The sequence below is a fragment of the Shewanella sp. 10N.286.51.B8 genome, assembly GCF_041469325.1.
Lineage (GTDB): Bacteria > Pseudomonadota > Gammaproteobacteria > Enterobacterales > Shewanellaceae > Shewanella.
This window is the reverse complement of the sequence record NZ_JBFRKG010000027.1, coordinates 1-18,922: the sequence shown is the minus strand read 5'-3', so window position 1 is coordinate 18,922 and position 18,922 is coordinate 1. Positions and strand designations below refer to the sequence as shown.

Here is an 18,922-nt window from a genome sequence, read left to right as displayed (position 1 = left end):
GAAAGGGAACCAATATCATTGAATTTGTTACATTTTCATTTGGTGGCATATAAGGCTTAAACCTTATTTTCATTCTGCAATAATCTCAACACTTGTCTAGTAATAATAGCCAAGGTTAACAATAATTTATGCTTGTACGTATTGCTGGCGATCCCCTAACCAACGTTGAACAATGCTGTCTACATTTTGTGGCACTTGTTGCATAACATGGGCCGCTAATTTTTGTGTGTTTTCAATCAGATATTGATCCCTGACTAAATCAGCGATTTTCATTTCTGCCAAGCCGGTTTGGCGGGTACCGAGTACTTCACCTGGGCCTCTTATTTCTAAGTCTTTTTGGGCAATAACAAAGCCATCGTTACTGGCCCTTAGTACTCCTAAACGTTTGGTGGCAGTTTGTGATAACGGTGCTTTGTACAATAACACGCAGTGGCTGGCAATAGAGCCTCGGCCTACTCGGCCACGTAACTGATGCAATTGCGCCAAGCCTAACCGCTCAGGGTTTTCAATAATCATTAAACTGGCATTAGGCACATCGACTCCCACTTCAATAACCGTTGTTGCCACTAATAAATGTAGTTCACCCGCCTTAAATTGGGCCATTATTTGCTGTTTTTCTGCACTTTTCATACGTCCGTGCACTAAGCCAACCTTTAATTCGGGTAGTAATTGGCTTAATTCTGCAGCGGTATCTTCAGCGGCTTGGCACTCAAGAACTTCAGATTCTTCAATGAGAGTACAAACCCAATAAATCTGCCGATTATCATTTAGCGCGGCTTGTTTTACCCGCTCGATGATTTGTTCGCGGCGATTATCGCTAATGGCAACCGTGGTAACAGGGGTTCTTCCTGGCGGTAACTCATCAATGATAGAGGTTTCTAAATCAGCATAAGCCGTCATCGCTAACGTGCGCGGAATTGGCGTAGCTGTCATTATTAATTGATGCGGATGAAAGCCTTGGCTGACGCCTTTTTCGCGTAATCCTAAGCGTTGATGGACCCCAAAACGGTGTTGTTCATCAATAATGATTAACGCGAGCTTATTAAAACTGACCTGCTCTTGGAAAATAGCATGGGTGCCAATTACCATGTTGGCGCTGCCATCGGCGATATCAGCCAATGATTGTGTTCTGGCTTTGCCTTTTAACTTGCCTGCTAACCAGCCCACTTTTAGCCCTAATGGTTCAAACCAGGCGGCAAAGTTGACTGCGTGTTGCTCTGCTAATAATTCCGTCGGTGCCATCATCGCCACCTGATAACCATTTTCAATGGCTTGCAGGGCTGCTAAGGCGGCCACTAAGGTTTTACCCGAGCCCACATCCCCTTGCACTAAGCGCATCATAGGTGTGGGCTTTTCAATATCAATACCGATATCAGCTACGACTCGTTGCTGGGCCCCTGTTGGCTTAAAAGGTAAGGCTTTTAAAAATGGATTTAATAGCTGGCCGGTGGCGGGTAAAGTCACCGCTTTATCAAGGTTATTGCGCTGACGTAATTGCAGCATACTTAAGTTATGGGCCAGTAACTCTTCTTGGACTAAGCGCTGCTGAGCGGGGTGCATGCCTTGCTCTAAATCGGCTTGGGCGATGTTATTGGGTGGTCGATGGATTAAGGATAATGCCTGACCAATGCTCATATTGTTGGGTTGCAGGGCTGGTGGTAGTAACTCTGTTAAGCCACCTTGATTGAGCATAGTTAGTGCCTGCTCGGTGAGCTTAATCCAACTGGCTTGTTTTAATCCTTCAGTCGAAGGATAAATAGGGGTCAGTGAATCACTCAGGGCTGGGTTTTCGCCAGCTTTAATGATTTTGTATTCTGGGTGGATTATCTCAAAATGGCGGTTGCCGCGCTTGATTTCACCATAGGCCCGAATTATCGCGCCGTTTTGCATGCCATTTCGCTGGGCAACCGAGAAGTTAAAAAACCGCAATGTGAGGTAACCACTTTCGTCGGCAATATTGCAGGTCAGCATACGTCTGCGACCCGGCACAATTTGGGTTGAGATGATTTCAGCTTCAACTGTGGCGTACATCGCGGGATAAAGAGCATTGATGGGATAGATTTGGGTGCGGTCTTCATAGCGCAGCGGCAAATGAAACAGTACATCTTGCACTGTCTTAATGCCAAGCTTTGCCAGCTTTTCAGCGGCTTTTTTAGCGACGCCTTTTAAGTCGGTAATCGGTACCTGATCCAATGGTTGCAAATCTAGCATGCCTTTATCTATTGAGTTGACCACAGACTTCATCACTTAGATTTTGTTGATATTGTAAAGCTCGCTGATTAAAGTGAGTCATTCACTTTGGGGTTAACTTTGACAGTTATCCAAAGAGTTATACAGTCAACTTTATCGCCCTGATGCTTGTTAGCAATGATAGTACTGTAAATATATACAGATGTTATGGCTTATCTTAGCAGAGTTTTAATACAAGGCAATATTAATCCAGATATCAGGCTTAACTGCCTCTATAACCAGCCTTTTTGTTTAGCTATTCGCGCCGCATCTATGCGATTGGTGGCATTGAGCTTGGAGATCGCTTCAGAAAGGTAATTCCGCACAGTACCTTCGGCGATAAATAACTGGGCGGCGATATCACTGGTTGATAAGCCATCACTGGCTAATCGTAGCGCTTTTCTTTCTTTATCATTGAGTGGGTCAATATCACCAATGGCGCTGATCGCCAGCTCTGGATCGATAATTTTTTTACCTGCCATCACCTGTTTAATAGCGTTGACTAGACTTTCAGATGGCGCATCTTTTAGCAAAAATCCCTCGACGCCACAACTGAGTGCTCTTTTGATGTAACCTACGCGGCCAAAAGTGGTTAAGATGATGATTTTAGTTTTAGGTTGCATTGTTGCAGCCTCGGCTTGATATGCTGCGAGCCACTGAGCCAGCTCAACGCCGCTGTGACCGGGCATTTCAATATCACTGAGCAGCAAATCAAAATGCTGCTCTTTAAGCATTGCCATGGCTTGGTTACCATCTTCTGCTTCTGTGATATCGACTTCACCGAGTTCATCTTTGGCAAGGGTAAGTAGGGCAGATAATGCCCCGCGCACCATGGCTTGATCTTCTGCTAATAAAATCTTCATTAAGGCTGTTCCGTGTCGTTGTCAACTTTAGGTTCACTGACTTGCTCTGCTTCAAGGGGCAAACTGATGCTAAAACGGTAGCCATCGTTAATATGATAACTAAACTTGCCGCCCAATAAGTTCACTCGCTCTCTAATGCCTTTTAAGCCATTACCTTCTTTAATAACTTTGGTGTTAGCATTGTCACTTAGGCTAACAATAAGCTGCTTATCCAAGGTGTTAAAGCACCATACACATTGACTGGCTTGGCTATGTTTGAGCATATTATTAACTAATTCTGTCAACATTAGCCCTAGTTGAGATTCTTGCAAAGGTGTTAATGGTGGTAATTTACCCTCGAGATGTACTTCAATTTCTTTTTGTCTTAATAAACTGCATAGTTGATTGACCGTATCTTGTAAGCCTTTATGTTTGTAATTAGAAACCGTTTGGCGAATTTCAGTTAAGCTGTTTCTGGCGATATCAGCAAGTTCCTGTAAATGCTGTTTTGCAACAGCAAGCTTTCCTGCTTCAACCAGTTTTTCGGCGAGTTGTGCTTTCAGTGCAATGGAAGATAAATTGTGCCCCATGATGTCATGTAAATCGCGCGCAATACGTTCACGCTCCAGTGCCGTTGCTAAGTTAGCGATTTCATCATTTGATTGTCTTTGTTGGCGCCTGATGCGTTCATTGTTATGCTCAACCACGCCAAATAGCCCCACCACAAAGGTGATTAACATACCGTATAGCGGAAAATAGTAAGCTTCATAGCCCACGATGTAATTAAGTAGCCACAGCCAAGTACTGATAAGAATAAAGCTAATAATGGCGGTGCGCAGTGAATAGAAAAAACCAATAAAAAAACCGGCAAAACTGAAAAATGAAATGGAGCCGCTGGTAAATATGGTGGCAATGCTCGCAGTGATGAGCATTAAAGCAATAGGATATTTCCCTTGAGCGGCTGAGCTTTTGTAAGCCCAAAAGTACCCATATAAGAAGGGAAATATGAGTAACAAGCTGACACCGACCCGAGCCCAATCATCCCGCATAAACCAAAGTGGAATAAAGTAAAAAATCAGATTGAGCAGATATACCCAAGCTGTTTTTTGTCGATAGGCTTTTTCTGGGTGAACGCGAGTGTTGCTACTATTGACCGAGTGTTTTGTATTGATATTAGACATGAAGCCTCCTTGCGAAGTTAGCATACTGCAACCGAGTCATAATGTGTATGTCTGCAGTAGCTAGCTTCAGCAGCATCGGATTAACGCGCTTGTTGTTTAAGTAAAAAATTTGCCCAAGCGTAATTAGGATCAATTTCTACAGCGTGTTGCCAATCATTAATTGCTTCTTTTTGACGACCTAATTCTTGCTTAGCGATTCCGCGCCAGGTGTACGCTTCAGTATGCCCCCAGCAGATATCAACACATGGCTGTTCATAAAAACGAATCGCATCAGTGGCATATTGCTCAGCCTTATCCATACCGCCGCCATATTGAGCGGGAGTATAAAAGGCGCTCATTGCTCTGACTAACGCAATACGGGGATTTTCAGGGCTGAGTTGTTCTGCTTGAGCCAGTAAAGCACTTACCTTCATTCCCAGAGATTGTCCTTTGCTTGAGTCATTGGCGATTTGCATACCGTAAACAGACGCCAGTAGCGCCATTGACTCAGCATCGTCTTCACGGCTCAATACAGTTTCAAGTGTCGACTGTGCATCATTGAGGGCTTTTTTAGCCACTCCGCGCAGACCGCTAATATTGGCTGTAATGGCGATGCGATATTGTGCATAGGCGTGTTCATAATCCACAGATTGTTCGCTGAGAACCTTTAGCTGTTGTAGATCCATTGTGTTGGCTGCCATATCGATAGCGCCGATATCGGCATTGCTAGCACTACTGACTAACGTCAGTGTTACCGCCATGACGGTTGATTTTGAGATAAGAGATTTTAAGATTAGTGATGTCATGATTAACTCCGTTTATTGCATTTAAGGTGTGTTGCTACGGAGTTAGTATCTAACAAAGGGCTTGCACAGGGCAGACACAAACGTCACCAGTTTGAGGTGACAAATGTCATTGATAAAAAAGCCGCCGGCTTGTTAAAGCTTAGGCGGCCAATATATTGAAGCGAATTACTGTGGTGCTAAATCTCGTCTTCCCAGCACACTTTAGCGCCGCGAATACCGTCAACTTTGGCACTGAACTGCTTTTCTAACACATGACGCTTAATTTTAAGTGTAGGGGTTAGGGCATCATTTTCAATGGTCCAAGGCTCTGTCACTACGACAATGGCATCCACAACTTCATGGGACTCAAGGTGCGGGTTAACTCCATCTAGGGTCGCTTTCAGTGACGCGCGCACTTCTTCGCGGGCTTGCAAGGCTGAGCCTTCAGATAATTGCACTAAGGTGATCGGGTGCGGTAAGCCTGAGCCAATGACACAAAGTAGCTCAATGTGCGGATCTTGGGCTATTTTACGCTCAATAGGCACCGGCGCCACATACTTACCTTTAGAGGTTTTAAAGTTATCTTTAACGCGGCCAGTGATAGAAATGTAGCCATCTTCATCGATTTCACATAAGTCACCCGTATGGAAAAATCCATCAGCATCAAAGCATGCTGCTGTGGCTTCTTCTTGCTTGTAATAACCTGTCATCAAACCTGGGCTCTTAACCATTAACTCACCTTCATCGGTGCGGCGAACTTGGCAGCCTTCAACAGGGCGACCCACGCTACCAATTTTTGAGGCATTAAATGGGAAGTTAATAATTGAGTAAGCACAGTTTTCGGTCATGCCCCAGGCTTCTGAAATATTCATGCCGATTTTGTTGTACCACTCTAATTGAGATGGTGGGATAGGGGCTGATCCTGAACCTAATAAACGGCAATGCTCTAAGCCTAAACCTTTTTGGATTTTACGTTTAACTAAGCCGCTAACCAGTGGGATTTTAAGCAATAAATCCAGCTTGCTTTGGCCAATTTTATTGACAATATTGAGCTGAAACAGGGTCCATAAACGCGGCACCGAGAAAAAGACCGTCGGGCGGCATCGCTGCACATCAGCCACAAAAGAATCTAAACTTTCTACAAACGCCACCGACGAGCCGGAGTAAAAAGACGATCCTTGAATCGCTACCCGCTCAGTAATGTGCGCTAAAGGCAAGTAGGATAATAATCTGTCTGTGGTATTGGTTTTTAAATCGCGCACAACCGCTTCACAAGTCCAGCCGTAACTGCCGAAGGTTTGCATTGCGCCTTTTGGTTTACCAGTAGAGCCCGAGGTGTAAATGAGCGTCATCATTTGATCGCTACTAGGCGTAGGCGCATCCACTAATGGTTGCCCTAACTCAAGCAGTTTTTCCCAATGATATTGCGCTGGCATGGTGTCATAAGGTAAAGCTAAACGGAGGATTTCACCGCCGACACCGGCTTCTTGGTCGGCCCAAAAATCAAGTTTTCCGGTGAAGATAGCTTTAGCGCCACTGTGTTCTAATACATAGCGGATCATTTCAGCGTTAGCAGTGGGATAGATTGGCACACTGATGTAGCCGCCGTGCATAAGGGCAAGATCGGTAATAAACCACTCGGCACAGTTTTTAGAAAGCAGAGCAACTTTGTCACCCGGTACTAGACCTAAGTGGCGTAATGCGCCTGCAATTTGTTGTACCTTTTGCTGAACTTCTCCCCATGTGAAGTCAACAAACTGGCCGTTAATTGGTTGTCGTAAATATACGGCATCCCCTTGGGTTTCAGCCCAATGAGATAACATTTCTACTGGCGTTTTTATTAGATTTTCCATCGACAATTCCATGTTCTTTTTGTTTTTAATGTAGGATGCATTTATTTGTAGTTTGCTAATGCAATCATCTCAGTATGGCTATTTATCAGCCTATTCGCAAACGCGAGAACAACTTAACGAGATAATTTCTACTTATAAACTAGCATGTTTCACTGAAAGTTAAATACCTCTTGAGTAATAGCTCTAATAAAAAAGGGTACCAATGGCACCCTTCAGGATAAAACTCGGTTTGTGAGCTAGATCTCCATTATTCCATCCATTTCCACTAATGAGCCTTTTGGCAGCTGTTTTACCCCGATTGCAGCACGTGCTGGATAAGGTTGAGTAAAGTAGCGCGCCATGATTTCATTAACGGTAGCGAAGTGAGATAAGTCGGTTAAAAAGATATTCAGTTTAACGATATCAGCCATAGTGCCGCCAGCGGCATCACATACTGCGGTTAAGTTTTCGAAAACCTGTACAACCTGCTCAGAGAAATCATCGCTAACCATTTCCATGGTGCTTGGTACGAGTGGGATTTGGCCTGAAAGGTAAACAGTGCTACCTACTTTTACAGCTTGAGAATAGGTGCCAATTGCTGTTGGAGCTTTATCGGTTGCGATGATGATTTTTTCTGCCATGACGCCCTCTGCGATCAAGTAAATGAATGATGTCATCCCTAAGCTGTTATCTAACTTAGGGATTTAGGGGATCAATATTACTAACGTTTGTGGCAGGTGCGCAAGACTTCTGCAGTGCAGAAGTCGTGATTGATTTATTAGCGGTTACGTGAGGTGCGCAGGACTTCAGGTAATACCCTAATGCGGCGCATAACATTGGCCAAATGAACACGGTCGTCGACTGAGATCCGCAGGTTAATGAGATAGACTCTGCCATCACGCTCTTCAGTGCTCAAGTTATGAATATTTGAGCCGGCGGCAGCAATAATACTGGTGATTTGTGCCAGTGCGCCTTGATGATTGACAATTTCAACTCGCAGATTGGCTTGATAGCTTTCACCTTCAACGTTATCCCAATGTACTGGGATATATTTGTCTGGCTCGCTTTGATAACCACGGATATTTGAGCAATTTTCCATGTGTACCACAAGGCCTTTGCCTGGGCTTACATGGGCGATGACAGCATCACCTGGAATTGGACGACAGCAATTTGCGAAGGTCACCAACATGCCTTCAGCGCCGCGAATTGGCATCAAGTGCTCTTCGGTTTCGCTATCTTCATTCTTAGTGGTGAGCTTGTGACCCATTAAGCGCTGGGCAACCACAATGCTCATGGCATTACCTAGGCCGATATCAGCCAATAACGATTCAAGATTGTCATGCTTAGTTTCAGCAATAACTTTTTTAAGCTGCTCTAAGGTGATGTCATCAAGCTTGTTTTCACCTAATGCGTGGTTCAGTAGCCGTTTGCCGAGCGCCACAGCATCGTCACTGGTTAAACTTTTCAAGACTTGACGAATTTTACCGCGGGCTTTACCTGTTACGACAAAGTTAAGCCATGCAGCATTAGGTCTTGCGCCTTTAGCTGTAATAATTTCAACGGTTTGGCCTGATATTAACGGCTGACTTAATGGATAAGCTTGACGGTTAACACGGGCGCCGACACAGGTGTTACCCACATCGGTATGGACTTCGTAAGCAAAGTCGACCGCTGTTGCATTCACCGGCAGCTCTAAAATGCGGCCTTCTGGGGTGAATACGTATATTTCTTCAGGGAATAGCTCAGTTTTAACATTTTCCACAAACTCAAATGAGCTACTGGCGCTTTGTTGTAGCTCCAGCAAGCTTTGCATCCACTTATGGGCGCGAACTTGGGTGGTACTTTGTTGTGAACTACTGGTGCCGCTCTTATACATCCAATGAGCAGCAACCCCTTTGTCCGCCATCAGGTCCATTTCTTCAGTACGTATTTGTACTTCAATAGGAACCGCATGGGGGCCAAATAATGAGGTGTGCAATGATTGATAACCATTGGCTTTAGGAATGGCAATATAATCTTTAAAGCGACCGGGATGAGGCTTATAAAGACCATGCATGGCACCTAATACACGGTAACAGGTGTCAATGGAATCGACCATGACTCTGAAGGCATAAATGTCCATGACTTCTTGAAACTGCAGTTCTTTTTTACTCATTTTAAGGTAAATTGAGTAAAGGTTTTTCTCACGACCTTTGACCTTGCAGTTAATTCCAGCATCTTCAAGGCGAGAGGTTATGGCAGTTTCAATACTGTTAATCAGTTCTTTTCTATTACCACGGGCTGCTTTTACGACTTCTTTTAAAACGCGATATCGCATCGGATAATAGGCTTGAAAACCTAAATCTTCTAATTCGCTTTTGATATTGTGAATACCAAGACGATTAGCAATCGGTGCGTAAATCTCTAAGGTTTCACGGGCAATACGACGACGCTTGTCAGGACGTAATGCACCCAAAGTTCGCATGTTATGCGTTCTGTCAGCAAGTTTGATCAAAATAACGCGAATATCTTGCGTCATTGCCATCATCATCTTGCGGAAGTTTTCAGCTTGGGCTTCTTTTTTATCGCGGAACTTGATTTTTTCAAGTTTAGACACGCCTTCGACCAGTTCAGCCACGGTTACGCCAAATAGCTCAGTGAGTTCTTCTTTGGTAACTGGGGTATCTTCGATGGTGTCGTGAAGCAGTGCAGCCATTAACGTCTCGTGATCAAGACGCATATCTGCAACGATGCGGGCTACCGCAACGGGGTGGGTAATATAGGGCTCGCCACTTGTGCGCATTTGCCCTTCATGGGCATCACGCGCAACAATGTACGCCTGCTTGAGTAACTCTACTTGCGCTGGTTCTAAATAACCAGAGGCAGACTCCTTTAGACCTTCAAACAGATACAAGTGGCGCTACTCCTTAAAGTGAACGGCCTTCAGCAATTGCTGCAACAGCGGCAATTTCAGCTGCTTCGCGTTCACGTACAGTTTGACGCTCATCAGCGTCTAATGTGTTAGAGGTGACTAAACCTAATTCGATTTCGCGCAGGGCGATAACCGTTGGTTTATCATTCATCTCTTCAACCATTGGGTCTTTACCTTGCACAGCGATTTGGCGTGCACGACGCGCTGCAACCAGGATCATGTCAAAACGGTTGCCGATTTGTTGTACGGCGTCTTCTACAGTTACGCGAGCCATGTGGTGAAACTCCAGTGTTATCTATGGGAAAAAGTGACGCAAATTGTACTTAATGACAATTAGTCTGCCAACAGATCGTTAATCATACCATTATGAGTATGGATCTGACTAGCACAGGTTGATCTTTGGCTGCGAATGATCGCGCGCAGATCGTCTAGTGCGGTATCAAAGTCATCGTTTACAATAATATAATCAGCGTCTTTATAGTGTGACATCTCAGATACAGCCTCAGCCATACGTCCGTCAATCACGTCTTGGCTGTCTTGTCCTCGGCCAGTTAGGCGGCGTTCAAGCTCAGCTTTTGAAGGGGGTAATATAAATACCCCAACGGCCTCAGGCATTAGCTTTTTAACTTGCTCTGCGCCTTGCCAATCAATATCTAAAAAGACATCAATACCGTTGGCTAATGTTTGCTCAATGACCTTGCGGGATGTGCCGTAATAGTTACCAAACACTTCAGCCCATTCAAAAAAAGCTTCATCAGCGATGAGCGCTTTAAATTGTTCAACGCTGGCAAAGTGATAATGTTGACCATTAACTTCACCAGGACGTGGTTGACGGGTAGTGTGTGATACAGACACTTGCATGTCGCTTGGCTTATCTTTTAATAAAGCAGAGATAAGCGAAGATTTACCGGCGCCACTTGGGGCAGACACAATAAATAGATTTCCTCTCGCGCTCATAGTGCAAATTCCAACCAGATTATTTTACAGGGCGAGTATTATACTCAAAGCATGGCAATTTGCGAGATTTGTGATGGAAAAAACTGCATAAATCTGTGGTTATTAGCGGCGATTTTTTTTCTAACCTTAGTAATACATTGATTAGTTTAATGCATAGGCTTAAAGACCTAAGGCTATTTCATTTTGTCATATTCGTTAATAAAAAATGAACTGGCAATGTTAATGGCGCTAAATGGTTTGTGATTGATGTTTTTACAATTAATTTTGCGGCAAATGCAGTGGTTTCGCTGACTTTAGTGATGAAATTGTTTAGTCTGCTTATATAGTTTCTGTTTATTTATTATTGGGATTTCTTGTGTCATTTTCATCCTTATTTTGTCGCCAAGGCCGAGATAACGGTCAAAGAGTGTTGGCTGTGCAATTATCTTGTTTGATTTTTGTATTAATCATCGCGCTGTTATTTGCTCATTCTGTTACCACTATTATTGCAGGGGTAGTGGCGCTGCCCATTAGTGCTTTAAGCAGCTTACGCCGTTTACGAGACGCAGCTAAGCCAAGCTCTTTGGTGGCAATCCCAACCTTGTTATTGTTATTTTTTAGCCTTTCTATTGCATTTAGTTTTCCTGTTGCTGTGTCAGTGACCATTTTTATTTTAGCGGCCATAGTGAGCGCTGGTTTTGCGTGGTTTTCAGCACCCAAGAGCAATAGCCGTAATCAAAACCGCAGAAATAATTTTTATGTTATGGGCTATCAAGGCCCACATGCTAAACCTGTTGCAGGCGCTCAGAGAGTAAGGCAGCGTCAAGAACCGACCATTGGACATGGCAATAACACCAGTCTTAGGGCTGAAAGCCCTGACGCTGCCAACGTTGATAGCGCAAACTCTGATATTGAAAGCTTTGATAACAACAGTTTTGATGACGAACTGGGCCATGAGCCTGGTTATCAGCACGAAACCGTTTATAAAGAGTCTGAGCTTAATCCGTTTAACCATTCTGCAAATAATGCAGCTGGATACAATAGCGAAACAGACGAGGCTAGGTATCAAGCTGATGAAAAGCCCAGCTACCGAGTTGACCGAGGCGCATTAGAGTCAGGTTCGATGACAGAATTACTTAAATCTTGGTTAGTGTGGGCGCAAGATAATAAAAAAATACTTATAATGGCGGCAAAAGCTATAGGGGTTATGTGTGCAATTGGCCTAGTTATCTATCTAATTAGCTTATTATTTACTGGCACAGAAAAAACCGAAATTGTACCTGTTGAAACCGCAGCCATTGAGCAACCATTAGCAAGCAATGAAACTGCGCGAGTAAAACTGCCTGATGGTTTTTGGCTTATCTTACAAGAAGATATTTTAGTGTTACGCTGGTTAGGTGATGAAGGTGATGCCCAGTCTATTTGGCGTTTAGATACAGCCCAAGGCGATAAACGCTGCGCCGAATTAGTCTTTAATGATGGCAGTAAATTTAGGCCCATTAGCGTTGATTTAATGGCAGATAGCGGCACCGAAGCGCGCTTTTCACCGCTGGATAATACCAAGCTCATCAACAATGTTGCCATGCGTGGTAGCTTCAAACTGTGTGGTTATAACTTTAGCCTGAAAGGCAGCCAAGCCACATTATCCTCTGAGCCTGCATTTGGCCAATTTATGAAAAGCTTATAAGAGCTTAAATCGCAGCACAACAGGTGACTAGTGTTGCCGGCTGCGATGGCTTAAACTGTTTGGCTTGCAAAGAAAAGATATGGAGTGTTGGGTGGTTGAGTTTATTAGGCAAACAATTTTGCCTTTATATGGAATTGCAGCATCAGATGTAACAAGTGCCACTATTGCGCCTTTGGGCAATGGTCATATTAACCAAACCTATTTGGTTAAGTGGCCAGCAGGGCAAATGGTGCTACAGCAAATTAATACCACAGTGTTCACCAAACCTGACGTGTTAATCGACAATGCTGCTAAAGTGAGTCATCACCTCATCCAAAAATCTACCTTGGGTGAATACCAGCTCGATGTTATTTCGCCTGTGGTTCTTAAAGATGGAAGTTTGTCGGTAAACCTTGGTGATAAAGGTTATTGGCGAGCCATTAGCTATTTAGCCAATAGCCATACAATTGAAGTGGTGACTAATCAAGATGAAGCCAAAATGGCCGCCAGCGCTTTTGGTCATTTTGCACATGCATTGAGTGATTTAGATGCTAATAGCTTACAAGATGTTATTCCTAACTTCTTAAACCTTCCTCTTCGTATCCAACAGCTTAAACAAGCGGTTGCTGATGATAAATCTCAGCGCTTAGCAGATTGTCAGCAATGGGTTGATTTAGTGTTATCGCAACAAGCCTTATTTGCTGAGCTCGCCCAAGTGGAGCAACAACTGCCACTTCGTATTTGCCATAACGACACAAAAATCAACAATATGCTGTTTGATAAGCGTGATATGTCTAGCATGGCAGTCATCGATATCGACACCTGCATGAAAGGCTACTTAATGTATGACTTTGGTGACATGGTACGGGCGTTTTGCTCACCTGAGGAAGAAGACTCTACAGCGCTCGATAAAGTCATTGCTCGCCCTGAGATTATTAAAGCAGCCACTCAAGCCTATACCGAGCAGTTATCTGCAATATTAACACCGCTGGAAAAACGCAGCCTGTGGTTAGGCATTAAAGTGATGGCGTTGATGCTAGGTTCGCGGTTTTTAACCGATCATTTAAATGGTGATGTGTACTTTGGTATTCATCGTGAGGGCCATAACCTCGATCGCGCGGCAAACCAGTTAACCATATATAACAGCTTGGTTGCCCAAGAAGCGCAATTAGTGACGCTATTTGAATAATAACTAGGCTGTTTCAAATCATTTTCATAAACCAAAACGTCGATAAGGCTGAACCATGAAGTACCAATGGATATTGTTTGACGCCGATGAAACCCTGTTTGATTTTGATATATTTAGCGGCCTAAAGCTGATGTTTTCACACTTTGATATTGATTTTAACGCCAGTGATTTTGAATTTTATCAATCGGTAAACAAGCAGCTTTGGCTGGATTATCAACAAGGATTAATTGATGCCGCGCAGCTGCAACACACCCGCTTTTTACATTGGGCTGAAAAGCTCAATGTCACTACCAAGCAACTTAACAGTGATTTTTTAGCGGCCATGGCCGATATCTGTCAGCCATTACCGGGGGCGAAACAGCTGGTTGATAGCCTAAAAGGCAAAGCCAATTTAGGCATAATCACCAACGGCTTAACTGAGCTGCAAAATGTGCGCCTTGAACGCACCGGCTTTAAGTCGTCATTTGAGCATGTGGTGATTTCTGAAGAGTTTGGTAAAGCCAAACCCGATGTCAGTATTTTTGAGCATACCTTTAAGCTGATGGGTAACCCTGAAAAGCACAATATTTTGATGGTGGGCGATAACCTGCATTCAGATATTTTAGGCGGCGTTAATGCTGGGATTGATACCTGTTGGCTCAATCATCACGGTAAACAAACCGTCGATGGCATTACGCCAACGTTTGAAGTCAAAGACCTACAGCAACTGCATGATGTATTGCATTCAGTGAAGTAGAGTATTCTTCTGTTGAGCACAAATAAAGCCACTCGATTGAGTGGCTTCTTTTTGGGTAAATCTTTAGCTCAAAGTATCAGCTCGAAGCATTATCCCTGAACATTAGCCCTGAACATTAGCCTAGCAGGTTAACTCAAGCACTCGTTTCAGCCGCTTTAGGAAACGCCTCATGATAGGCAATCATAAAGTCTTCTCGAATGTGCTGCTCTAAATGGGTCGCACGTTCAGTGGGGCAAAAAATCATAATATGCACCATTTGCTCACCCGCAGGGCCACTATGGATATGAATGTGTGGCTCAGGCCCAGGTAAGTCAACGCCAGCATGTCTTTCGATAATATTGTTATAGCGGGTTGCCACTTCAAAAAAGTCCTCGCAATGCGCTTCAATCTTGCTGGTTAACGCTGGAAACAACGGGTACAGATTTACAAACTCAACCACAGTAATCGTAAAGCTATGGTAAACATAACGCTTCATGAAATTGAGGTTTTTCACCGCATAACTAAAGAACATGCTGTTAGGGAAAGTGACTGTTTTACCCGTGTAGTGATACTGGCCATGGTGCAAATCGATTTCTTGGATCACCGTTGCCATTAAGTTGTGCTCAATCACCTCGCCGCACAGCTTACCTACTTCAATCCAATCACCAATCACAAAGGAGCGCGAACTCGCCCGCTGAATCGAGCCGGTAAAACACAAGATGATTTCTTTTGATGCCACCACAAAGGCAATGGCAATCGCAGTAACCGACAGGGCAAACTTATTGATTTCGGTTTGCCACAGTAAAAATAAAATCATCACGATTAAGATGAAAGTGCCGTTTTTAGTCCGCGACATCCACTTACGCTGCCCTTCGCTCACAAAAGCGATATCACCACGAATTTTAGACACCACAAAGCGTTTAAGCATCGACAGCAATAGGATGATTAATACGGTAACAAACAACTTATAGGTTGCTAAAAAATCAATGACGATAGTGAGTTGTTCCACAAAACCTTCTTAAAATTAGCAGCGTGACGATGAAAAAAATTAAAAGCGACTTTAGCATAGTAGCTGCCAAAGTTAGTGTTAAGTTTTGTAATTATTGAGGGATATTTCGTCTTCTGAAAACAAAATAAAGCCTTCTGTGCGAGGCTTGATTATGCTTGATTTAACCCACAGCGAGTTTAGCGGTTTGATGCCATAAATAGGCTGGCATAGGGTGTTTCAGTTTCCATGTGATATTCATCGGTTGACTACCTTCATATTTCACAAAATCGATAGGGCCAAAGTTAACAAACCCCATGGTTCTGCCGTGTTGATCCTTAGCTTGTTCTCTGACAAATAAAATGAATGTTTTACCGTTTTTACTTTGGTTTATATAACTCAAACCTCGGCCTGAACATGGTTTGGAACTATTTTGGGTTTGCCAATGAAACAGGGTCGGGCTAATCGCATAATCATGATACATGGTGGTTGCTGAGAATTGTTTTTCACATTTATTTAAAGTAACAAATAGCAGCGCAACATTGGAATTTGGTATATCTAAAATACCTTCACGGCTTGATGATTTTTTATCGAAAGTACTGTCACCAAAAGCCACTAGAATATGCTCTTTTGGGTAACGAACATGCATTTTTAATGGTGACGTATCTACCACTGAATTATTAACCACTGGCATTGAGAATTCATTTACTTCAAGTCTTTCTATAAGTAGAGACATGACTTGGCTTAACTCATCTTGTAAGCTTTGATTTTGTAAGGCCAACAGGCTGTCTTTCAGAGTGTTAAATCCAGCGCTTTTACCTGTTTTATCCCAAAAATCATAATGGCACATTAGTGCTAAAAGTCGCTCGTTGGTTGAATGATTATGGAAGTTACTTTCACAGAGCGCTTTTACAAAGCGTAAATAGGAAATAGATGAACAGCTCAATAAGCGATTCTTAATCGCACGATAATAGGCTTCATAAATTGTTTTGCTATCTGGCGATACTTCTTCTCCTTTACTCAATGCCAGCAATACAGTCCATCCTCCTAATTTGTCATGTTTAACTTTGTAAATGTCTTCTAGGCTTATATTTGGGTGGATATGCAAGAAGTTAATCAAGGTTAAAGGCAGGTTGGTCACATGCGGGTAATTGATGATTAAGCTAATAAGCTTATTTTTATTGAGGGTAGCTTGGATAATATTTTTAAGGATCATGGATTGAGTTTTTTCTTGTAACTCAATGCGGCAGCCTAAAGGTAAATGCGGAAAACCCTGCTTTATTTCTTTAGCGATCGGCTGATTAGTTTTACCCACTAATGCTCTAAATTTATGGGAAAAATCATACTCAGGTCGTGAGTTACCTACAAAGTCTAAAATGGTGCAGCATTCTTTATCATTAGTTAATCGTAAGCCGCGACCCAGTTGCTGCAAAAATATAGTTAAACTTTCAGTAGGGCGTAAAAAAAGCAAGGTGTCTAACTCGGGAATATCGACCCCCTCATTAAAGATATCAACCACAAACAAGACATTTATTTGCTTTAATTTTAACTGCTGTTGCAACACTTCACGGTCGTTACTGTTATCGCTAGTTAATACGCCACAAGCAATATTATGTAAGGTAAACTTTTGCGCCATGAACTTTGCGTGAGCTTTACTAACGCAAAATGCCAACGCCCGCATTTGGGTTATATCTGTCATTATCTCGTCAAGACTTTGCAATATCCGCTGTAGGCGTTGATCGTTATAAGTATAGAGGTGGGTCAATTCGGCAATATCATAACGACCTTTTGACCAAGATATTCGTGTTAAGTCGGTGTCATCATCAATAGCAAAATATTGAAATGGCGATAAGTGCCGTTGATTAATGGCCTCTGGTAAGCGAATCTCAGCAGCAATGACATTACAAAAGTCAGTTAAAATATCTGCCCCGTCATTGCGCTCCGGTGTTGCAGTTAAGCCTAATAGAATTTGGGGGGCAAAATGCTGTAATACCGCTCTATAACTACTTGCTGCAATATGATGTACTTCGTCAATGACGATGTAATCAAAGTAATCTTCACTCAACGCTATGCTATCAATTTGATTATTTAGGCTTTGAATAGAGGCAAATAGTTGCTGAAATTGTGTTGGTTTGTGATTACCGACCCATAACTCACCAAAGGCACTATTTTTTAACACGCCACGATATGCCGCTTGGGCTTGTTTTAGTATTTCTTCGCGATGGGCAATAAATAAGAATTTGGCTTCGGGATTATTTTGATAAAAGCGTGCGAAATCAAAAGCTGAAATAATGGTTTTCCCAGTTCCGGTGGCCGCAACAACCAAGTTTCTGTATCTGCCATGTAGCGCTCGTTCAACTTTTAACTTATCCAGAATGGTTTGCTGGTGAGAGTGAGGCTGAATATCAAAATAGAAACTCGGCGCTGTGGTACTGAATTGTCCCTTTGCTGCTTGCAGTGCTACATGCAATTTTTCACGGCTTTCAATGTTACCGTCAAAGTACTCAAAATCAGGTGACTCCCAATAGGTTTCAAAAGTACTTAACGACTTTTCAATGATATGGGGGATTTCTTGAGAAGTGATTTTTAGGTTCCACTCTAAGCCGCTTGTTAACGCTGAATGTGACAGGTTAGAAGAACCAATATAACCGGTGTGAAAGCCCGTGTTACGCATGAATAAATAGGATTTTGCATGCAAACGTTCACGATTGGTGTTGTAGCTAAGTTTAACTTCAGTGTTGGGTAGTGATGCTAGAAACTCAACCGCCTTTGCATCAGTGGCGCCCATATATGAAGTGGTAATAATTTTTAATTGCTTACCGCTGCGAGTAAAAGATTCTAGTTCTTTTTTAAATATTCGAATACCTGCCCACTTTATAAATGAAACTAACCAATAGATTTTGTCAGATGACAGGATCTCTCTTTTAATTTCAGTTTCTAGTGAAGCGCCCACATTACTGCCACAAAATAACTCACTCTGCGTGAGACCTGTGATTGGCATTATGGCTTCTACGTGCTTAGGTAAATCAGCTGCAATGGGATTAGATTTATCAAATAGCGCAGTAAGAATCTTTCCTTGGCTATCGATTAAGTTTTCGTTAATTAATTCTTTATCGTGAATATGAGTACTGAGCCACTGAACGATAGCATTAGCTAAATTGATCTGCTGATGAACTCTAGTATCGCTATTGGGAACAGAATCCATGGCGATTTCAATAATGCGGGTTAAAAATCGAGATAAGAATGTGGCCGCTTCAGCGGCTTCCAATGTGCGTTCACCAACATAAAAAGAATCACGATCTAAGTTGTGCTCAACCAACTGGGTAATGAGTTGCTCGTATATACCTGCTTGATTCATTGAAGCTCGTTGTTATCTACTATTTGTCAGCCAGGATAACTTAAATGCCTGTAAAGATGAATGGTGTGAATAATATTAAGGTAATCTTTTAAAAACAGCGGTTTGAATGGATTTTAAGGCAGGGGAAGGCGATAAGGTATACAAACTTACCGCCTATAGCGTGTAAAAGTGATTTTAACGGTTATAGCGTGTGAAATTTGATTGTCTAGACAATGGATAAACACTTATCGGCACAAACACAAAACCCAGCAGATGCTGGGTTTTATTGCGTGCTATAAAAGTAAATCTAATTACTGAGGGTGTAACAGATTCTG

The 18,922-nt window shown here is 42.8% G+C and carries 14 protein-coding genes; 3 read left to right on the top strand and 11 right to left on the bottom strand.

The window, feature by feature from the left end; all coding sequences use genetic code 11:
- Nucleotides 1-126: 126 nt before the first annotated feature.
- The 9 genes from recG to gmk all read right to left on the bottom strand — a co-directional run bounded on the left by recG (nucleotide 127) and on the right by gmk (nucleotide 10,716).
- A complete protein-coding gene (recG, locus tag AB4160_RS10735) occupies nucleotides 127-2,211 on the bottom strand; it encodes an ATP-dependent DNA helicase RecG (RefSeq protein ID WP_372004572.1) in 2,085 nt (694 codons plus the stop codon).
- Between the two features lie 251 nt (nucleotides 2,212-2,462).
- Nucleotides 2,463-3,092, bottom strand: coding sequence for a DNA-binding response regulator (locus AB4160_RS10730; RefSeq protein WP_102439859.1), 630 nt, complete (start codon nucleotides 3,090-3,092; stop codon nucleotides 2,463-2,465).
- On the bottom strand, nucleotides 3,092-4,252 hold the full coding sequence (locus tag AB4160_RS10725) for a sensor histidine kinase (protein ID WP_372004570.1): 1,161 nt from the start codon (nucleotides 4,250-4,252) through the stop codon (nucleotides 3,092-3,094). The genes AB4160_RS10730 and AB4160_RS10725 overlap by 1 nt, the downstream gene beginning before the upstream one ends.
- Before the next feature lie 80 nt (nucleotides 4,253-4,332).
- Nucleotides 4,333-5,037 (bottom strand): hypothetical protein, encoded by a 705-nt coding sequence (locus AB4160_RS10720; protein ID WP_102439857.1) that lies wholly within the window; start codon nucleotides 5,035-5,037, stop codon nucleotides 4,333-4,335.
- 176 nt (nucleotides 5,038-5,213) lie between these two features.
- Nucleotides 5,214-6,869, bottom strand: coding sequence for an AMP-binding protein (locus AB4160_RS10715; RefSeq protein WP_076538083.1), 1,656 nt, complete (start codon nucleotides 6,867-6,869; stop codon nucleotides 5,214-5,216).
- A 236-nt stretch (nucleotides 6,870-7,105) separates the two neighbouring features.
- Nucleotides 7,106-7,489, bottom strand: coding sequence for a RidA family protein (locus tag AB4160_RS10710; RefSeq protein WP_076538417.1), 384 nt, complete (start codon nucleotides 7,487-7,489; stop codon nucleotides 7,106-7,108).
- A gap of 137 nt (nucleotides 7,490-7,626) precedes the next feature.
- The gene (spoT, locus tag AB4160_RS10705) at nucleotides 7,627-9,741 is read right to left on the bottom strand and encodes a bifunctional GTP diphosphokinase/guanosine-3',5'-bis pyrophosphate 3'-pyrophosphohydrolase (RefSeq protein ID WP_372004568.1); all 2,115 of its coding nucleotides are present in this window, start codon (nucleotides 9,739-9,741) and stop codon (nucleotides 7,627-7,629) included.
- Nucleotides 9,742-9,754: 13 nt separating this feature from the next.
- A complete protein-coding gene (gene rpoZ, locus AB4160_RS10700) occupies nucleotides 9,755-10,033 on the bottom strand; it encodes a DNA-directed RNA polymerase subunit omega (RefSeq protein WP_076538077.1) in 279 nt (92 codons plus the stop codon).
- 59 nt (nucleotides 10,034-10,092) lie between these two features.
- Nucleotides 10,093-10,716 (bottom strand): guanylate kinase, encoded by a 624-nt coding sequence (gene gmk / locus AB4160_RS10695; protein ID WP_076538074.1) that lies wholly within the window; start codon nucleotides 10,714-10,716, stop codon nucleotides 10,093-10,095.
- 355 nt (nucleotides 10,717-11,071) lie between these two features.
- Here gmk and AB4160_RS10690 point away from each other — a divergent pair, with 355 nt between their 5' ends.
- The 3 genes from AB4160_RS10690 (at nucleotide 11,072) to yjjG (ending at nucleotide 14,286) form a co-directional block, all read left to right on the top strand.
- Nucleotides 11,072-12,382, top strand: coding sequence for a hypothetical protein (locus AB4160_RS10690; RefSeq protein ID WP_102439855.1), 1,311 nt, complete (start codon nucleotides 11,072-11,074; stop codon nucleotides 12,380-12,382).
- Nucleotides 12,383-12,473: 91 nt separating this feature from the next.
- Nucleotides 12,474-13,550: a phosphotransferase enzyme family protein gene (locus AB4160_RS10685; protein WP_102476601.1), complete on the top strand. Its 1,077-nt coding sequence runs from the start codon at nucleotides 12,474-12,476 to the stop codon at nucleotides 13,548-13,550.
- 55 nt (nucleotides 13,551-13,605) lie between these two features.
- The gene (gene yjjG / locus AB4160_RS10680; RefSeq protein ID WP_372004565.1) at nucleotides 13,606-14,286 is read left to right on the top strand and encodes a pyrimidine 5'-nucleotidase; all 681 of its coding nucleotides are present in this window, start codon (nucleotides 13,606-13,608) and stop codon (nucleotides 14,284-14,286) included.
- A gap of 133 nt (nucleotides 14,287-14,419) precedes the next feature.
- Here yjjG and AB4160_RS10675 read toward each other — a convergent pair whose 3' ends face one another.
- Together AB4160_RS10675 and AB4160_RS10670 are read right to left on the bottom strand one after the other, a co-directional pair.
- A complete protein-coding gene (locus tag AB4160_RS10675; protein ID WP_372004563.1) occupies nucleotides 14,420-15,274 on the bottom strand; it encodes a mechanosensitive ion channel family protein in 855 nt (284 codons plus the stop codon).
- A 160-nt stretch (nucleotides 15,275-15,434) separates the two neighbouring features.
- Entirely contained in the window at nucleotides 15,435-18,608 is a 3,174-nt protein-coding gene (locus AB4160_RS10670; RefSeq protein WP_372004561.1) for a DUF3427 domain-containing protein, read from the bottom strand.
- Nucleotides 18,609-18,922 lie beyond the last annotated feature (314 nt).